We start from the raw sequence: 14,161 nt of genomic DNA, 5'->3' as shown, positions 1-14,161 counted from the left end.
CCTCATCAGTTCCTGGTCAAGCCGCCCCGGTCACCCGTGCCCGGGAGGCAGGCCGGGCGACGGCACGCTACGGCCCCTCCGGGCGGTCGGTGCCCGGTCAGTGTCCGGTCAGGGCCCGGTCAGGGCTCGGCGCAGGCGGGTCAGCCAGTCCTGGGCCGCGCCCCGGACCCAGGGGTGCTGTGCCCGGAAGTCGTCCCAGGCCCCGGGTGGGAGGGAGAGGGTGTCCAGGTGCGGGGTGGTCGCGCTCGCCGAGGTGCCGGGTCCGTGGCGGAACACCCGGTGCAGCAGCTGCGGGGAGGGGCCGGAGCCGGCGGCCTCCGCGAGCAGGACGGCGTCGTAGAGGTCCTTGGGCTTGGCGCGGCCCTCCGCAGCGGAGTCGGCGTGCAGCCACAACAACTTCCAGGCGAGCGACAGCTCGCGGCTCGCGGTCCGCACGGGCGTCGGCGCAGCGCCGTCGCCCCGGGGGACGGCCGTCCACACGGGGGCCTCGGGCAACTGCTCGTCGCGGGCGAAGTCCAGTCGCACCTCGCCGGGCGGGAGGCCGTCGGCCCGCCAGGGGATGACCAGGCGGATGCCCGGGGTGTCGTACTCCGAGTAGGTCCAGTCGCCGTCGAGCCGGGCGGCGGCCGGGTCGAGGGTCAGCCCCGGGGCGGCCGTCGGCTGCTCGCGTACCAGGTCGAGCAGGGCCCGGTGGGGTGGGTCGGCCTCCGGCTCCGCCGCGTTGATCCAGTGCAGTCCTTCGGGTGCGACCACGGGTCGCAGGCCGGGTGTGTCGAACTCCTCGAAGGCCCAGATCTCGTACCGGGCGGCACCGTCGGCGGCTTCCGGCCACTGCTGGACGGTTGCCGGTTCCGCTACGTACGGGTACGGGTGCCCGGGATCGACGGGGATCAGCGGCGGCGGCGGGACGATCCAGTCGAGGTCGGCGGGCTCCCGTGCGTCGTCCCCCACCCAGGCCGGCATCACCATGCTTCCGCGCAGCACCAGGGTTTCCCCCAGGGGGGAGGCGGCGACCAGGGCGAGGAGGTGGTCGAGGGCGGCCCGGTGGGCTCGACGGTGCCCGGCGTGGTGCTCGAAGTCCCCCGTGAAACCCTTCATTTCCGCCGCTCCGCGCCTGCTCGTCCGTCCGGTCGTCGGTGGCCGACTGTAGCGGCGGGCACCGACAGCGTGCGGGCCGGCCGGGACCGCGGGGACGGGGAGGCCCGCGGTCCCGGCCGTGGGAGGCACCGGCCGACGTGGGGGCGTGGGCCGGTCTGCCCAGCAGCTCCGCAAGGGGGTGGTGGGGCTGCTGTGACCCGGAATGCTAGACCGGCCCGGGCTCCGTGAACAGACCTTTGACCTGCGAACTTTCGGCCGCGGACATGCCAGCGGGTCGGTGGTTCGCCGCCGGTGCGAGGCCGACCACGCCGAGCGCTGGGGCGCTCGACCGCCGTGCGGCCGGGGTCAGGAAGGGCGCCGCGGCGGGCGGTAGTTGGGCCTGGACCGCAACACCCGCAGCAGTTCGCCGAGTTCGTAGGGGTGGAACTCGCTCTTCGGTACGGCCACCGGGAGTTCACCGCGGGCGTAGAGGTACAGGTGGTCCCGGTCGTCCGTGATCCGGGTGAAGCGCGACCAGGAGAACGGCTGCCGGAAGTTCCCCGTCGTGAAGGCGCAGCCGCTGTCCTTGAAGGTGATGGTCAGCGGGCCGGGGTACTCCGCCCGGTGGCGGGCGACGCCGAGCCTGGTGACGAACGACTGCCAGAAGGCGAGCAGCGGCGCGACCACCACCAGCACCACGCCGAGCGCCGGCTGGCCACCTGTCACCAACAGGACGATGCCGCAGGCCACGAGCACCGCGCAGCAGGCCCGGACCACCGCGAAGCGGCGCCGGTACGCCCGCCGCACCCCGCGGTACTCCTCCTCGGCCGTCAGCTCGTAGCTGACGTGGATGCTCACAGTCCGCCCCCCGGTGGTTCGTCCACTGCCCCGTCGTCCCGGCATCCTGCCAGGAGCGGCGGCGGCCGCCAAGTGCTGCGGTCCGCAGGGGCGTTCGGCGCTCAAGGACGGGCGGGATCCCCGGGGTCGGACACGGCGGCGGCGAAGCGGGCGGCCAGAGGCGTGGTCCGGCTGACGGACCGACGCCGCTACCTGGTCCCGGTCGTGGTGGTCTGCCCGGAGTTCACCCCGTGGCAGGCCCGGGTGCGGATCGCCGCGGGTGAGGCCCCGGGACTCGCCCGGGCCGAGCACGTCGACTTCGTCGACATCGACTCCGGCCACAGGCCACTGGCCACTGGCCACTGGCCCATGGTCACCAGGCCCGCCGAACTCGTTCACCTCCTCGACGACATGACGCCCCGGGGCTGACCCTGCACGCGCTCCGGCTGCGGAACCGGGTCGGTGCCCCGTAGTCGGGATCACCCCACCCGCGGGGCGCGTTCTGCGGCAGGATGTCGGCGTCGTCCCGCCCCGAGCTCAGGAGCGCCCCTCCATGCGCCGTGCTTCCATGGCCGCCTCCGCCGTCACCTCCGCTTGCGTCGCTGCGGCTCTGGCGGCCGTCCCGACGTTGTCCGGCTGCTCCTCGTCGGTGGTGGATCGGGACCGCAGCGCGGACGTCGGACTCGTCCTGTGTGCATCCGAAGGCGCCGATCCCGCCCTGGGCGGTCGGATGCGAACGGAGCGGTGCGCGATATCGGTCGACAACCGTTCTCCCCGCATGCTGGCGTACACGATCGACCTCGCCTGCACCAGCACCGAGCGCCACGCCTTCGACGCCGGCCGCATGCTCTACTACGTGCCGCCCGGCCGGCACACCATCGCCGGTGCCGGGATTCTGGACAGCGTCACCGACCGTGATCTGACCTGTCACATCGGTTCGGCGAGCGCCCAGGAGCTGACTCCGGAGGACGGCAGGCCGGAGCCGGCGGAGTCCCCCGACGGCGTGCTGGCGGCCGCGCTGGCGGGGCAGGGAACCGGCGGTGGTCCCGGCCATGTCGGTGCGGGGGCGTCGTCGGCGGCGGCCGGCGGGGCGTCGGCCGCCGCGCGGGCCGGGGACCCTGCCGCGGCATCGGCGTCCGCGGCTGCCTCCGCTTCGGCCGCGGCGTCGGCCGCTGTCTCGGCGTCAGCCTCGGCTGCGGCAGAAGCCTCGGCTGCTGCCGCCAGGACGGCGGCAGCGCAGCGGAAGGCGTTCGCCCAGGCCTACACGGTCGGCGACTACAGCGTCAGGATGAGCGCGGCGAACCCCGTCAACACCACGACCGTCGACCTCCTCCTCGATGTGACCTCGCACGATCCGAACACCGGGCTCGCCAGGCAGTTCGGACTCGTCGTCACGCTGCTGAACGTGGACGGCTCCGTGAACGCCGAGGGCACGGTGTGCGCCGAACTGTTGGGCGGCGACTCCCAGCGGCTCGAATTCAGCCCTGGCAGGGGAACGCCGGACTGGACGACAGCGCACGTCACCCGTAGTCCCACTGTGCCCTGCTGATCGTCCGGACTGACGGCCCGGCCATGAGGGCTCCGCCCGGGCGGGGGGAGCCGGGGCGGGGGTGTGGTCAGGGCGGCTGGTGCGGGGGAGCGGGGGTGGTGGTGGAGGGCAGGAGCCAGTCGGTGGTGGTGTGCGGGGGGCGGTTCGCGGGGGCGGGGCGGGGGGTGCCGCGGTAGTTCAGGTACATGCCGGTCAGGGCGGTGACCTTGGCGCGCAGCAGCCAGGGGTCGAAGGGCTTGACGATGAAGTCGACCGCCCCCGCGTCGTAGCCGCGCAGGACGTTCTCCGGGTCGGAGCCGATCGCGGTGACGAAGATGATCGGGATGTCGCGGGTCTGGGCGCGGCCCTTGATCTGGGCCGCGGTCGCGTAGCCGTCCATGCCGGGCATCTGTACGTCCAGGACGATGACGGCGATGTCGTTGTGCTGGAGCAGCGCTTTGAGCGCGTCCGGGCCGGAGGTGACGGCCAGCACGTCCCAGTCGGCGGCCGCGAGGACGGCCTCCAGGGCCACCAGGTTCGAGGGCTGGTCGTCGACCACCAGAACCCTGGGCCGACCGGTGGCGGTGGGGGCTGCGGTGTCGGCGGTGTCGGCCGTGGCGGCAGCCTCGATCCGCAGCGGGTCCTCGCCGGCCTGCTGCTCCGCCGCGATCAGCTGGCGTTCCAGCAGTTCGCAGCGGGCCTCGGCGGCCAGCCGGCGCCGGAGCGCCTCGCCCAACTCGGTCTCCAGCCGGGCGACCTCCTTCTCCAGGTCCTGCTTCTCCAGGAGCAGGTCCGCGCGGTCGTCGGCGTAGACGGCGACCTCGTCCGCACGGGCGCGCTCCCGCGCCCAGTCGCTCTCCAGCTGGTTGAGGCGCAGTTCCAGGTCGGCGATGCGGTGGTTCTTGTCGAGCAGGGCGTCGCCCAGGACGTCGCTGTGGGCGGCCGAGCGCCGTGACAGCCGGTCGGCCTCGGCCAGTTGGAACTGCAGCTGCTGGACGGCGTGGCCCACCGAGGCACTGGTCCTCAGCGCGGCCGCGTGGAGGGAGCGGAGGAGTTCGACGGTCTCCAGGGTGGCGACGGTGCCCCGGTCGGCGCCCACGTCGGTGAGCAGGTCCTGGACGAACTGCCAGGACGGGATCCGCTGCCCGGACAGGTAGCGGGACAGCGCACCCGGGCTCAGGTGCCGGCGCGAGCTGTAGCGGCGCACCGACACCGTGGGCCACAACCCCGCGAACAGGCTGCGCAGGGCCTCGGCGAAGGCGCGGCACTCCTCGTTCAGATCGGGGCTCAGCGGTTGCAGGTTCCCCACCCGGTCACCCCCCGGCGTTCTACGGGCTGCACAACGGCACCATCCTCGCAGTATCGGTGGGTTGTTCTGGTCGCGCTGACGGTGCGTCACAGCATGGACGGTCCGGGCCCCGTTGCGCCGCCGTTTCCGGGGTGGCAACACCGATCGGCAACACGGGGCGGTGGCCCGGGTGAAGCGTTCGGGCCCGCGGTGCCGCCAGCGGTGCCCCCGGCGGTGCCGCCGGTGGTGTCGCTGCCGGTGATTCGGCGGCCGGAGACCGGTGATCGACATCTGCGATGCTTGCCGCCATGAGCGAGCTTCGAACGGTGGGAATCGTCGGCCTGGGCCGCATGGGCCGGACCTTGGCGGCGGCTTTCGGCCGGGCCGTCGGGCCGGGCGGCCTCCACGCCAGCGGGCGCTCCGCCGCGAGCGTCGAGCAGCTCCGGCGGGCCGTCCCCGGCGTGCGGATCACGCCCCTGCGGGAGCTGCCCGGCGCCGCGGCGCTGCTCGTCCTGTGCACGCCGCAGTCGGCCCTGTCCGCCGTCCTGGGCGACCTGCGACCCGGGCTGACCGCTGACCACGTCGTGGTCACCATCAGCAACCGGCAGCCGCTGTCGGTGCTGGCCGGGGCGGTGCCGGGCCCGGTGGCCAAGCTGATCCCCAGTGCGGGCAACGAGATCGGCGCCGGCGCGACGCTCCTGGTGCCCGGGCCCGGGATGACGGAGGCGGCGACCGAGAACCTCCTGGCGTTGCTGCGGTCGTTCTCCACCCCGTGCGTCATCGGCGAGGAGCAGGGCCGCGCCGCGACGGACCTGGCGTCCTGCGGCCCGGCCCTGCTGGCCGAGGCCGCGGTGTCGATGGCCCGGGCCCAGTGCGAGCGGGGCGCCCCGCTGCCGAGGGAGCTGGCGGAGCGGCTGGTCAGCTGCAGCCTGGAGGCGGCGGGCCGCCTGGTCGGCGGCGGCGCCACGCCGACCGAGGTGATCGAGCGGGTCGCGGTTCCCGGCGGCAACACCGCCGCCGGGATCGAGGCGGCCCGCGAGGGCCTCGACGCGGCGTGGCGCGCTGCCTTCCGGGCGACGCAGGACAACGAACGGTCCGACCGGCACCCGCACTGACGGCGGGGCGCGCGGGCCCGCCAGGCCCCTCGGCGTCCCGTTTCGGCGTTCCAGGGGCGCATCGTTCCCGCAGGTCAGAGGCCCTTTCGCTGTTCCAGTGTCCCCAACGGGGCGTTGGCTCTGGCGGCCGGGACGGACCGTTCCGCAGGCTTCGGTCATCCGGTCGACGTACGGTTCGACCGCTTGCCGAAGGGGCCCGAGCCCATGTCCGTCCGTACCTCCCGTACCTCCCGCACCCGGCTGGCCACCGCCGCCGTGGGTGTCGTGCTCGCCGCCCTGTCGGTCTCCGCCTGCACCGGCAACGGGGACACCGGGGACATCTCGACGACGACCGGCCCGACCCTCCGGGCCGCCGGTTCCGCCTCGCCCTCGCCCGCCTCGCCCTCGCCCGCCGCTCCGGCGGGCAGCGCCGGTACCACCGGGAAGCCCTCGGCCGCCGCAGCGGCGTCCACCGGTGCGAAGCCCGGGGCGAGCGCCCCCGCGTCCAAGTCGTCCGGCGGGCCGGCGCCGGAGGCGGCCAAGCCGGTCACCTGCACCGGCGACAACACCCGGACGACGGCCGCCCCGCTGAACCGCCCCGTGAACCACATGCTGCTCACGGTCACCAACACTGGTAGCGGCACCTGCTACCTGTACGGCTACCCGGCGGTCCGGTTCGGGGAGGCCCAGTCCGTGCCCCCGGTGATCACCGACTCCAAGCCGCAGGCCGTCGTCACGCTCAAGCCCGGCGAGTCCGGCTACGCCTCCGTGAACCTGTCCTCCACCGACGGCACCGACAGTGCCAACGGCCACACGGTGAACTCCCTGGTCGTCTACTTCCACGGCCCGTCCGGCAACGAGAGCGTCGGTGCCCGGTCCCAGCCCTCGCTGCCCGCGAAGGGCGTCTACGTGGACGACTCCCTCAAGGTCACCTACTGGCAGCAGTCGATGGACGACGCCACCTCCTGGTGACCCCCGGCAGCACCCTCCGGTGAGCGAACGAGTGAACGAGCGAACGAGAGAAAGGGACAACCACCATGCCCAGCACGCCCCGCAGGATCGCCCGGCTCCTGGTCGTCTACGTCGGCGCGGCCCTCCAGATCCTCGTCCTCGGCGCCCCGGAGGACCCCGACCTCTCCCGCGAGGCCGGCCTCGCCCGGCACTGATGCCCGGCACTGAAGCCCGGCACTGACGGTGCTGCGCGACGGTCGACGGGTGAGCGGCGGCACTTCGCAGGCGAACCGAACCGCGAAGAGTTCTTCGCGAATAACTCTTCGCAAAGAACTCTTTGCGGACTACCGTGTGTCGCATGGCTGATGCAGTGGAGGGGCCGGACGGCCCGCAGGGTGATGAGGACTCGGTCGTCCTGGATGCCAAGGGGCTGCGCGCCCTGGCGCATCCGGTGCGCGTGCAGTTGGTCGGGCTGCTGCGGAAGCACGGCCCGTCGACGGCCACCCGCCTCGCCGAGCGGCTGGGCGTGAATTCCGGTACGGCCAGCTACCACCTCCGGCAGCTCGGCGCGGCCGGTTTCGTCGAGGAGGACACCGAACGCGGCAACGCGCGCGAACGCTGGTGGCGTTCGGTGCACCGGACCACCTGGTTCAACGAACCGGAGCTGGCCGAGCGGGAGCCCGAGGCCGCACTGGCCTACCAGCAGTCCGTCGCCGCGATCTACACCCTGCGCACCCAGCAAGCCCTCAACGGGCTCCAGACGATGCCCCGCGCCTGGCGGAACACCTTCGACATGAGCGACTGGGCCTTGCGGCTCACGCCCGAGGAAGCCGCCGCCCTGTACCGGGAGCTGGCGGAGGTCATCGCGCGCTACCGGCGGGACACGCCGGAGACCGCGGCCGGTGCCCCCGAGGGGGCCGAACGGGTCGCCGTGATCACGCAGATCCTGCCCGAACCGGACGCGCCGGCCACGTCGTCGCTCCCCTCCGGCCCCCAGGAAGCGGAAGGAAGTCCGAGGTCATGACCGACGACGCCCCGGAGGCCGGCGGCATACCCGGCAAGAGGTCCTTACGGCCGCTGGGCGGGGTGCTGGCGGCCATGGTCGTGTCGCTGACCGGCACGCGGATCTCCGTCGTGGCACTGCCCTGGTTCGTCCTCGTCACCACCGGCAGCGCCACCCGGACCGGACTGGTGGCCTTCTGCGAGATGGCTCCCTACGTGGTGGTCAAGGCGTTCACCGGACCGCTGGTGGACCGGATCGGCCCGCGGGCCGTCTCCTGGACCACCGATCTGGCCAGCGCGACCGCCGCTGCCGCGGTTCCCCTGCTCCACGCCCTGGACCTGCTCTCCTTTCCCCTACTGCTGGTTCTCGTCGCGCTGATCGGCGCGGCCCGGGGCCCCGGCGACCTGGCCAAGGAGGTGATGGTCCCGGAGGCGGCCGAGCGCGGCCGGGTGCCGCTGGAACGGGCCACCGGTCTGGCCGGTGTGATCGAGCGGCTCGCCTCCACCGTCGGCCTGGCCGTCGGCGGATCCCTGGTGGCCCTGCTCGGTCCCCTGACCGGGCTCGCCGTCAACGCGGGCTGCTTCGCCCTCGGATCAGTGATCATCAAACTCGCGCTGCCCCGCGGCATGGGACACGCGGCCGAGGAAGCCCCCCTCGCCGGCCGGGGAGACGGGACCGGGCTACTGGCGGCGGTTCGGCGAGGGCTTCACCTTCCTGCGCGGCGAGCCGCTGCTGCTCACCGTCATCGTCATGGTCGGCATCACCAACCTGCTGGACGCGGCGTTCGGCTCGGTGCTCGTACCCGTCTGGGCCAGGGAGTCGGGCAACGGGCCGACCGCGATCGGCCTGATGGGCGGCGTGACGGGAGCCGCGGCGGTCGGCGGGAGCCTGATCGCCGCGGCCGTCGCGCACCGGCTGCGGCGGCGGGCGGTGCTTCTCACCGGATTCCTGCTCGCCGGGGCGCCGAGGTTCCTGGTCCTCGCCTCCGGCGCCCCGGTGGGGGTGGTACTGACCGTCTTCGCGGTCAGCGGGTTCGGTGCCGGCTTCGTCAACCCGGTGCTGGGGGCCGTCCTCGTCGAGCGGGTGCCGCGCCGGATGCTGGGCCGGGTCAACGCCCTCGGTGACTCGCTGGCCTGGGCCGGGATCCCTCTCGGCGGGCTGCTGGCCGGTGCGGCGGTGGCCGCCGTCGGGCTCCTTCCGGTGCTGCTCACCTGCGGCGCCGCGTACTTCCTCACCACGAATCTGGCCGGACTGCGGGCGGAATGGCGCGAGCTGGACCGTACGCGCGGGCAGGGCGACTCCGAGGAGGACGTCCCCCGAGGCAGTGCGAAGGTAGCGACATGACGTCGTCGCGCAGCGGCAGGTGGCGGGGGACGACAACGGTCCTCACGCTGGTCTGGACGCCGGACACCCACGGACGGAAGGCCGGGCCATGCGGAAACTGATCTACGGCATGAATCTGACCCTGGACGGTTACGTCGCCGCGGCCGGCGACGACATCGGCTGGAGCGGACCGCCGAGCCCCGAGCTCTTCCAGTACTGGCTCGACCACGAGCTGGCGAGCGGCCTGTCGCTGTACGGGCGCAAGCTGTGGGAGACGATGAGCTCCTACTGGCCGACCGGCGACCAGCGGCCCGACGCCACCCCGGCGGAGGTCGAGTTCGCGCGGAACTGGCGGGACACGCCGAAGGTGGTGTTCTCCTCGACGATCGACACGGTCGGCTGGAACGCCCGCCTGGTCACCGGCGACGCGCTCAGCGAGATCACCCGGCTCAAGGCCGAGGACGGCGGCCCGATGACCATCGGCGGCGCGACGCTCGCCGGGGCGGCCATGCGCGCCGGGCTGATCGACGAGTACGTGATCGCCACCCACCCGGTCCTGGTGGGCGGCGGCACGCCGTTCTTCACCGCGCTGGACGGCTGGGTGGACCTGAACCTGGTGGAGACGCGGACGTTTCCCGACGGCGTCCTCCTGACCAGGTACGAGAGGAGGCGCTGAGCAGTCCGAGCACCCCGCTCCGGGGCGGCGGATAGGGTGGCGGCATGGACGAGTACGCGGTTCCGGTCCTGCCGAGCCGGGACCTGGACGAGACCCAGGAGTTCTACGGCCGGCTCGGCTTCGAGCCCCGGGGCCGCTGGGACGGGCCGGACGGCTACCTGATCGTCGTCCGGGGCACGGTCGAGCTGCACTTCCGCCATGAACCGGGGGTGGATCCGCTGACGACGGCCAGCAGTTGCTACCTCCAGGTCCGGGACGCGGACGCGTGGCACCGGGAGTGGGAGCGGATCGGTGTCGAGGCCGACCCGGCCACCGGCAGCCGGCTGACGCCGGTGGGCGGCACCGACTACCGGATGCGGGAGTTCGCCCTCGTCGACCGCAGCGGCAACCTGCTGCGGGTCGGCAGCCCGGTGGCCGGCTGAGACCCGCGGTCGTCGTTCCACGGGGAGTGCGTCAAGGGCAGAGGGAAACGGGACCGCCCGGTCGCCCCGACTCGGCTGAGTCGCTGCGACCGGGCGGTCCGGAGTGTGGGCCCGGGGTGCGGGCCCGGGGTGCGGCCGGGGTCAGACGGTGACCTGGTCGGTCCGCTCGGTCCGCTCGGCCTGCTCGGCGGCCGACCGGTCGGGGGTGGCCGGGGTGGCCGGGGTGTTCTCCCGGGGCGTGGGGAGCGCGGCCATGATCGCGCCGGAGATCACGATGGTGGCGGCCCAGGCCAGGCCGTACTTGCCGACGGGGGTGTCGGAGAGCGGGCCGGCGAACCAGTCGCACTTGGTGAAGGCGAGCCCGAACAGCAGCGCGAGCACCCAGGAGACCATCGCCTGCCAGCAGAAACCGCCCGCGTACCAGTAGCGGCTGTTCCGGGTGGTGTCCATCAGGGCGGCGGCGTCGTAGCGCACCGCGCGCGTCCGGCGCCGGAACATGTCCACCGCGTAGACGCCGATCCAGGCGGAGAAGGAGACGGCGAGCAGGATCAGGAAGGTGATGAAGGAGCCCAGGAAGCTCTTCGCGACCAGCATCAGCAGCAGGCCGCCGACCAGCGAGATCACGGCGTTGATGCTGACGGCCAGGGCGCGCGGCAGCTTGACGCCCATGGTCTGCGCGGTGAAGCCGGCCGAGTACATGGACAGGCTGTTGATCAGCAGCATGCCCACGATCGCGGTCAGCAGGTAGGGCACGGCCAGCCAGGTCGGCAGCAGGTCGCCGAGGAAGGAGACCGGGTCCGCGGCCTGGGCCAGGCCGGGGGAGGCCACCGCCATCACGGCGCCCATCAGCACCATCGGCACCATGACCAGGCCGGCGCCGGAGACCGTCACGCCGACGATCTTCCTGCCGGAGGCGGAGTGCGGCAGGTAGCGGGCGAAGTCCGGGCCGGTGGGGACCCAGCTGATGCCGCCGGCGGCGATGGTCCCGATGCCGGCGACCACCATCGCGGTGGTGCCCGCGGGCTTGGAGAAGACCTCGCTCCAGTGCATGGTCGCGATCAGGTAGCCCAGCACCAGCACGCTGAACACGCCGAAGAGGTACGTCGACCAGGTGTTGCAGACGTTGAGCGCCTTCCGGCCCATGCCGGAGACCAGGAAGGTGCAGGCGACGAAGGCGAACAGGGTGATCACGATCAGCGCGGTGTTGCTCTTGACACCGAAGACCAGGTCGAGCACGGTCAGCACGGCGTAGGCGCCGGTGACGGCGTTGATCGTCTCCCAGCCGAACCGGGCGATCCAGAGGATCGCGCCGGGGAAGAGGTTCCCGCGCACCCCGAAGGTGGCCCGCGAGAGGGTCGCGCCCGGGGCCCCGCCCCACTTGCCGGAGACCGACAGCACGCCGACCAGGCCGAACGAGACGAGCGCGGCGCACGCGGCGACGATCAGGACCTGCCAGAAGTTGAGCTGGTTCAGCACCACCAGGGCGGCACCCATGGTGAGCAGCAGGACGCTGATGTTCGCCGCGACCCAGGTCGGGAAGAGCTCGCGGACTCTGCCCTGACGCTCGTGGTCGGGGACGGGTTCGATTCCGCGCGTCTCTATCGCGCCGGCGGCGGTGTCGGCGGTGGACGTGTTGTCCATGAGGGGGGCTCCGGGCGTGTGAAGCGGTGGTAAATCGGGCAAATGGAACATTTATGGAACTCTTCGCGCGTAGCGCGGGAGTTGAGTCATCCTACTTTGTTCCGGATGCATCCTGATTGCGCTACCCTGCCGCCCGCCGCAGGCCCGCCGCCGCCCCGCCGCCATCCCGCCGCCGCCCCGCCGTCCTGCCGCCCCGGAGCCTCCTGGGCCCGTCCGGCCGGCCCGTCCGGCCGACCCGGCGGGCGTCCCGGGCACGGGCCGGAGTCCACGGGGGAGTGGATGCGGCGCCCGGGCTCGGTCGAGGAGCGCCGCGTCGAGTGGATCAAGGACCTGGTCGGCCCGCCGACCCACGGCTCGGTCGGCGCTCGCCCGTCGTCCGATCGGGTGTGGTTGAACCACCGTCAGGTCAATCAACCGTCAAGTTGGTTCATTCACAGAATGTTTCCGGGGAGAGCGGCCGGAAGTCCGAAACAATTCCGCCGCTACGAGGTCTTCACAGGGAGATCTCAGACTGACAGGCTGGGGCCGCCCTTTCAGCACGGAGGAGGTTCCTTGTCCCGCATATCCACGTTGGCCGGAGCGGTCACTTGCGCGCTCGCCCTTGTCACCGGAACCGCTGTGGCCGCGTCGGCCGCGCCGATCGACCAGGCCCCGGGTGCGGCGGCCGCCGAAGCGAAGGTCGACCCCGTCGACTGGAAGCCTTGTAACCCCGACCCGACCAAGCCGGACCCGGGCGGCTTCGACTGCGCCGTCTACCCCGTGCCGCTGGACTACGACGACCCGTCGGGCCAGAAGGTCGGCATCGCCATGATGCGGCACCGTGCCAGTGACCCGGCCAAGCGGATCGGTTCGCTGTTCATGAACCCGGGCGGCCCCGGCGGCAGCGGTTACATGTGGGCGACCACCACCCGCTTCGGCGCCGAGGTGCAGGCCAAGTTCGACCTGGTCGGCTTCGACCCGCGCGGGGTGGCCCGGAGCAACCCGCTCAAGTGCTTCAAGACCCAGGAAGAGGCCGACGCGGTCAACAACCGCATGGTGGGCGTCCCCGTCACCAAGGCCGAGGTCGACGAGACCCTGGACGCCGACCAGGACTACACCGACGCCTGCAGCAAGAACGCCGGCCCGCTGATCGAGCACATGTCGACCATCAACGTGGTCCGTGACCTCGACCGGATGCGCCGCGCCGTCGGCGACTCCCAGCTGACCTTCGCCGGGTTCTCCTACGGCACGCTGATCGGGTCCACCTACGCGGCCATGTACCCGAACAAGGTGCGCGCGGTCATCGTCGACGGCAACGTCGACCCCGACCTGCGCCTGCACAACGGCCTGGAGTACGACCGCCAGCGGGCGGGCGGCTTCGAGATCGCCCTGGACGAGTTCCTCAAGCGCTGCCAGACCGCCGGCGCCCCGCGCTGCGCCTTCGGCGACGGCGACACCCGCGCCAAGTTCGACGAGCTCCGCGACCACCTGCGGACCAGCCCGATCACGCTGTCGAACGGCTCCAAGGTGACGCTGAGCAGCTTCACCAGCGAGGTGGCGAGCGCGCTGTACTCGCAGGCCAAGCTGGCTCCGCTGGCGAAGTCGCTGCAGGCCACCTACCAGGTGATGCAGAAGCCGGCCGCGGCCGCCCTGCTGGCGCCGAAGGCGGACGTCTCCGACGAGGCGGCCAACCAGCTCACGGTGAACGTCCCGCGGGCGCTGCGCGAGGCCCCGGCCGACTCCGAGTACGCCGGTGACGACTCCTACATGGGCGTCAACTGCCAGGACAAGCCGTACCCGTCGAACGACCGGGTGTTCGCCAACGTCGCCCGTGCGTGGGAGAAGGAGTCGCCGACCTTCGGCCGCTACCAGGCCTTCGACGCCCCGGCGTGCGCGAGCTGGCCCGCCCCGGCCCGGGACGCCGAGCGCTTCACCGGCCCCTGGAACAAGAAGACCTCCAACACCGTGATGGTGATCGGCAACCTCTACGACCCGGCCACCCAGTACAAGTTCGCCCAGCGGATGCAGCAGGAGCTGGGCAACGCCGTGCTGGTCAGCGTCGACTCCATCGAGCACTGCGCCGTCGGCCGCAGCAAGGCGCTGAACGCGCTGGTCACCCGCTACCTGGTGGACGGCACCGCGCCGAAGCCGGGCCAGCTGCTCAAGCCGGACGCTGAGATCTTCCCGGCGGTCTGAAGGATCTCCCCTCGAACGACCGGCCGTTGAGGCCGGGGCCGTGGGGGGGGGCGGAGGGCAACGGCGCCCCAACGGGCGGGGGTGATGTTTATGGGGGGTGTTGTTCGAGGAAAGAACTGAGAAGTGGGGAAATGAGTAGTGTAGAT

General features: G+C 72.5%; 13 protein-coding genes and 1 pseudogene. 10 read left to right on the top strand and 4 right to left on the bottom strand.

The annotated features are described in order from the left end of the window. Nucleotides 1–108: 108 nt before the first annotated feature. Both ACFXOZ_RS05455 and ACFXOZ_RS05450 read right to left on the bottom strand, forming a co-directional pair. A complete protein-coding gene (locus ACFXOZ_RS05455) occupies nucleotides 109–1,098 on the bottom strand; it encodes a nucleotidyl transferase AbiEii/AbiGii toxin family protein (RefSeq protein ID WP_380587632.1) in 990 nt (329 codons plus the stop codon). A 345-nt stretch (nucleotides 1,099–1,443) separates the two neighbouring features. After that, entirely contained in the window at nucleotides 1,444–1,935 is a 492-nt protein-coding gene (locus ACFXOZ_RS05450; RefSeq protein WP_380587630.1) for a YcxB family protein, read from the bottom strand. Between the two features lie 162 nt (nucleotides 1,936–2,097). Here ACFXOZ_RS05450 and ACFXOZ_RS05445 point away from each other — a divergent pair, with 162 nt between their 5' ends. Together ACFXOZ_RS05445 and ACFXOZ_RS05440 are read left to right on the top strand one after the other, a co-directional pair. Then, nucleotides 2,098–2,343, top strand: coding sequence for a hypothetical protein (locus ACFXOZ_RS05445; protein WP_380587627.1), 246 nt, complete (start codon nucleotides 2,098–2,100; stop codon nucleotides 2,341–2,343). A 124-nt stretch (nucleotides 2,344–2,467) separates the two neighbouring features. Then, nucleotides 2,468–3,463: a hypothetical protein gene (locus ACFXOZ_RS05440; protein ID WP_380587624.1), complete on the top strand. Its 996-nt coding sequence runs from the start codon at nucleotides 2,468–2,470 to the stop codon at nucleotides 3,461–3,463. Nucleotides 3,464–3,530: 67 nt separating this feature from the next. On the opposite strand, the gene ACFXOZ_RS05435 is transcribed toward ACFXOZ_RS05440, so the two are convergent. After that, nucleotides 3,531–4,751, bottom strand: coding sequence for a response regulator (locus ACFXOZ_RS05435; RefSeq protein ID WP_380527584.1), 1,221 nt, complete (start codon nucleotides 4,749–4,751; stop codon nucleotides 3,531–3,533). Between the two features lie 287 nt (nucleotides 4,752–5,038). Here ACFXOZ_RS05435 and ACFXOZ_RS05430 point away from each other — a divergent pair, with 287 nt between their 5' ends. From ACFXOZ_RS05430 to ACFXOZ_RS05400, 7 genes and pseudogenes are all read left to right on the top strand, one after another. After that, entirely contained in the window at nucleotides 5,039–5,845 is an 807-nt protein-coding gene (locus ACFXOZ_RS05430) for a pyrroline-5-carboxylate reductase family protein (RefSeq protein WP_380587621.1), read from the top strand. Between the two features lie 204 nt (nucleotides 5,846–6,049). Next, a complete protein-coding gene (locus tag ACFXOZ_RS05425; protein ID WP_380587618.1) occupies nucleotides 6,050–6,796 on the top strand; it encodes a DUF4232 domain-containing protein in 747 nt (248 codons plus the stop codon). 65 nt (nucleotides 6,797–6,861) lie between these two features. Then, nucleotides 6,862–6,990 (top strand): hypothetical protein, encoded by a 129-nt coding sequence (locus tag ACFXOZ_RS05420; RefSeq protein ID WP_380399460.1) that lies wholly within the window; start codon nucleotides 6,862–6,864, stop codon nucleotides 6,988–6,990. 143 nt (nucleotides 6,991–7,133) lie between these two features. Continuing rightward, nucleotides 7,134–7,799 carry an ArsR/SmtB family transcription factor gene (locus ACFXOZ_RS05415; protein ID WP_380587615.1) on the top strand — a complete coding sequence of 222 codons (666 nt, stop codon included), beginning with the start codon at nucleotides 7,134–7,136 and terminating at the stop codon, nucleotides 7,797–7,799. Further along, a pseudogene (locus ACFXOZ_RS05410) lies at nucleotides 7,796–9,122 on the top strand (MFS transporter). Before ACFXOZ_RS05415 ends, ACFXOZ_RS05410 begins: the two are co-directional and overlap by 4 nt. An 88-nt stretch (nucleotides 9,123–9,210) precedes the next feature. Continuing rightward, nucleotides 9,211–9,777 carry a dihydrofolate reductase family protein gene (locus tag ACFXOZ_RS05405; RefSeq protein WP_380587613.1) on the top strand — a complete coding sequence of 189 codons (567 nt, stop codon included), beginning with the start codon at nucleotides 9,211–9,213 and terminating at the stop codon, nucleotides 9,775–9,777. 44 nt (nucleotides 9,778–9,821) lie between these two features. Beyond that, on the top strand, nucleotides 9,822–10,199 hold the full coding sequence (locus ACFXOZ_RS05400; protein ID WP_380527601.1) for a bleomycin resistance protein: 378 nt from the start codon (nucleotides 9,822–9,824) through the stop codon (nucleotides 10,197–10,199). Nucleotides 10,200–10,340: 141 nt separating this feature from the next. Here the strand turns inward: ACFXOZ_RS05400 and ACFXOZ_RS05395 are convergent, their stop codons facing one another. Then, complete coding sequence (locus ACFXOZ_RS05395) at nucleotides 10,341–11,840, bottom strand: purine-cytosine permease family protein (RefSeq protein WP_380587610.1); 1,500 nt, start codon at nucleotides 11,838–11,840, stop codon at nucleotides 10,341–10,343. Between the two features lie 552 nt (nucleotides 11,841–12,392). Here ACFXOZ_RS05395 and ACFXOZ_RS05390 point away from each other — a divergent pair. Beyond that, entirely contained in the window at nucleotides 12,393–14,015 is a 1,623-nt protein-coding gene (locus ACFXOZ_RS05390; protein ID WP_380527605.1) for an alpha/beta hydrolase, read from the top strand. Nucleotides 14,016–14,161: the final 146 nt, after the last annotated feature.

It is taken from the genome of Kitasatospora sp. NPDC059160 (assembly GCF_042755465.1).
Taxonomy (GTDB): Bacteria; Actinomycetota; Actinomycetes; order Streptomycetales; family Streptomycetaceae; genus Kitasatospora.
This window is presented reverse-complemented; position numbering and strand designations above follow the sequence as displayed.

Excerpts from the sequence above, each read along its gene's own strand:
- ACFXOZ_RS05455 (WP_380587632.1), bottom strand. The coding sequence starts at position 1,098 with ATGAAGGGTTTCACGGGGGACTTCGAGCACCACGCCGGGCACCGTCGA.
- ACFXOZ_RS05440 (WP_380587624.1), top strand. The coding sequence starts at position 2,468 with ATGCGCCGTGCTTCCATGGCCGCCTCCGCCGTCACCTCCGCTTGCGTC.
- ACFXOZ_RS05430 (WP_380587621.1), top strand. The coding sequence starts at position 5,039 with ATGAGCGAGCTTCGAACGGTGGGAATCGTCGGCCTGGGCCGCATGGGC.
- ACFXOZ_RS05425 (WP_380587618.1), top strand. The coding sequence starts at position 6,050 with ATGTCCGTCCGTACCTCCCGTACCTCCCGCACCCGGCTGGCCACCGCC.
- ACFXOZ_RS05420 (WP_380399460.1), top strand. The coding sequence starts at position 6,862 with ATGCCCAGCACGCCCCGCAGGATCGCCCGGCTCCTGGTCGTCTACGTC.
- ACFXOZ_RS05415 (WP_380587615.1), top strand. The coding sequence starts at position 7,134 with ATGGCTGATGCAGTGGAGGGGCCGGACGGCCCGCAGGGTGATGAGGAC.
- ACFXOZ_RS05405 (WP_380587613.1), top strand. The coding sequence starts at position 9,211 with ATGCGGAAACTGATCTACGGCATGAATCTGACCCTGGACGGTTACGTC.
- ACFXOZ_RS05400 (WP_380527601.1), top strand. The coding sequence starts at position 9,822 with ATGGACGAGTACGCGGTTCCGGTCCTGCCGAGCCGGGACCTGGACGAG.
- ACFXOZ_RS05395 (WP_380587610.1), bottom strand. The coding sequence starts at position 11,840 with ATGGACAACACGTCCACCGCCGACACCGCCGCCGGCGCGATAGAGACG.